The organism is Marinimicrobium locisalis, assembly GCF_039822625.1.
Classification (GTDB): Bacteria; Pseudomonadota; Gammaproteobacteria; order Pseudomonadales; family Cellvibrionaceae; genus Marinimicrobium; species Marinimicrobium locisalis.
This window is the reverse complement of record NZ_JBDLLG010000059.1, coordinates 1-2731: the sequence shown is the minus strand read 5'-3', so window position 1 is coordinate 2731 and position 2731 is coordinate 1. Positions and strand designations below refer to the sequence as shown.

The 2731-nt window shown below is 46.3% G+C and carries 1 protein-coding gene; it reads left to right on the top strand.

Going from position 1 to position 2731, the window contains the following annotated elements; genetic code table 11:
• Nucleotides 1-79: 79 nt before the first annotated feature.
• A partial coding sequence (locus AAE514_RS18340) for an RHS repeat domain-containing protein (RefSeq protein WP_347333011.1) occupies nucleotides 80-2731 on the top strand: 2652 nt, incomplete at its 3' end.

Below are 2731 nucleotides of genomic sequence, written 5' to 3'. Positions count from 1 at the left end.
TAGACCTCTTCTTGTTGTGCTCTTCGACAGGTTGCTTTCTACAGGGAAAGTCACCTAAGGGAAATGTAAGGTGTTTGCGATGTTCAGAGCCCTCTTCGTGTTGTGTTTTATTTCTAGTTCTTGCTTGGCTTATTATGATAAGTCCAATGCTGTACCGGTTAAGGCAACAGCTACCTTCGAGTGCACCTATTCGGGAAACACTTTCACTGCAAAGGATGGCTCAGCCAGAAAAAGATGTATCAATTATAATCTTCCGGAAGCGGAAGAATGTAGTAGGCATCCCCTTAAGACCTATGGGCAAAGTAGCGAGGTGGAATTTAATGGGCATGATGGCTTTACCCATAATTTTTGGTACTGTGGTGCCGATGGTGAAACAATTACTTACAAAAGCAGTAAATTTTACAATAGAGTCAAAGCTGTAAATCACTCTTGCCCTGGTAGCCACCCATATGGCCCCGAAAATGACCATTATTTTGGCCCTGATAAGGATAGGGCGTGGCAACGAATTTGTTATAACCCCAATGACTTCTGTCGTGCGCCATTTGAGTGGGAGGAGGAGTCGTCAGACTGTGTCTTGTACTGCCCTCCTGATGCTCCTTTGTTTGATAAGGAGCTGGGCGTATGCATAGCTGAGCCCCAGCGTGAGCCTGACTCTTGTGAAAGGTTTGTTGGAAATCCAATAAACGCTCAAACTGGGGAAAAGGTGCAAGTTTTCGCGCCTGACCTGTCCATTGGGGATTCAGCTTTTCCAATAGAGTTTTCCAGAATCTATCAGTCTATTCCTAGTGCGTATATTTCCCGTAAGACCAAAGCGCCCTCTGAGAATAAGCCTGATAGGGCTGAATGGAAGCGATACGAGCAGCCTTTGAACTATGAAGGGCCGGTTAATCTGGTTTTCGATTTCGGACAAAAGGATTTTTCAAAGGCGGGGCACCACTTCTTCTCTCATAACTATGAAAAGAGAATTATTAGGAAGAGCTCTTGGCAGGTAATGTACCAAGACAGCCTGTTGCCGGGGACACTTGTATCAAGTAGCGCTTATCCTACCAAATTTTCGTCAGGTGTCATAAAGGAGGTCGCTGATGGGTGGGTAGTTTATAACAATGAGGGAGTTAAGGAAGTCTATAGCTCAGGGGGGCGCTTGGAAAAATTGGAGCACCCTTCCGGACGCTGGCAGAAGTTGGAGTACGGCGATGGCCTTCTAAAGAAAGTGTATGATGATCAAAATTACTACATTAATTTTGATTATAATAATGAGGGATTGCTTGAGAGAGTAACTTTACCTTCGGGATCTTTTGTGTCGTATCAGTACGATTCTAAAAATAGGATGACTAACGTTACCTTCTCCAACGGGTACTCGCATACCTACGGTTATAACAGAGGCGACCATCCGTATTTGCTCACCTCAATAAGTGATCCGTATGGGCATATTTTGTCCTCGTGGGACTACGACCTTCAGGGTCGAGCTATAAAAAGTGAACACTCCGGGTCGGCTGATGCCACGCAGGTCTCGTATGAAGATAACACAAGCTATGTAACGAATTCTTCTGGGCTCACCAAGTCGATTACGTTTGATTCCGACGAAGGCTATATTAAAAAGGTAGTGGGAAAATCCGTAAGTACGGGAGGCGAGGTTAGTGAGACTAGTTATACGGATGGGAACCCGGTTATTGTAACAAGAGATTCTGGTTTGACCACGAAAATTGATTACTACAGAGGGAGGCCTAAGTTTATTAGAGAGTACTTTGAATCTAATGAAATAAAGGAGGAACGATATGTATGGAATGAAGAGTTCGGCACCCTTGAAAGCCTGACAATTAACGGCGAGTACGAGTTGAAAAAATCGTACGGAACGACTGGCCGGTTAGAAAGCGTAGTGGAGTCGGTGAGTGGAGAAGCTAGGGAAACTACTTTTACTTATGGTGATCAAGGGCTTCTGAAAAGTGTTGATGGGTCTAGGGTTTATGTGGATGACATTGGGTATTTTCACTATGACGAAGATCGGCGAATGACCACAATGGAAAACGCTCTTGGTCACAAGGTTAGCGTTCGTGGCCGAGGCGCGAATGGAGAGGTTGTCCGCATAAAAACCCCAAATGGTAGAAATGTCGACTTCGAATATGATGTGATGGGCAGAATGACTGGTCTGCGTGTTGGAGAAAAGGAGGTTAACTATAAATATAGTTTAGACGGCCTACTAACAGAGGTCGAAAATGGAGCTTACTTGTTCAACTATGGATACGATGAAGCGGGCAGGCTGGTTTCGGTCAGTGATGCCGAAGGTAACTCCATAGAAATGACGCTTGATGCCTCGGGCGATGTGATAGAGAAAAGTGTCTACGATTCTACTGGGAAGCTTGTCCGCACTAAAAGCTTTGTTTATGATGAAGTGGATCGGCTCCACAAAACGATCTCAGCCTCTGGTCAGGTGTGGGAAAACCACTACGATATTTCCGGCAACCTCATAAAAACAATCACCCCTGTCTCCGATGACGTAGAAAGCGAATATGATGTTTTAGGGCGTCGGGTGGCGCAGACGGATCAAATGGAGCAGGAAACCCGCTATGAATACGATGGCCAGAGCCGACTCACCAAGGTCGTCGACGCTACCGGCAAGGAAACGCTCTATACCTACAACGGTTTCGGAGAGCTAACCGAGCGCGTGAGCCCCGACACCGGCACCACCACCTACGACTACGACAGCGCCGGCAACCGGCTATCCCGGCAGGAC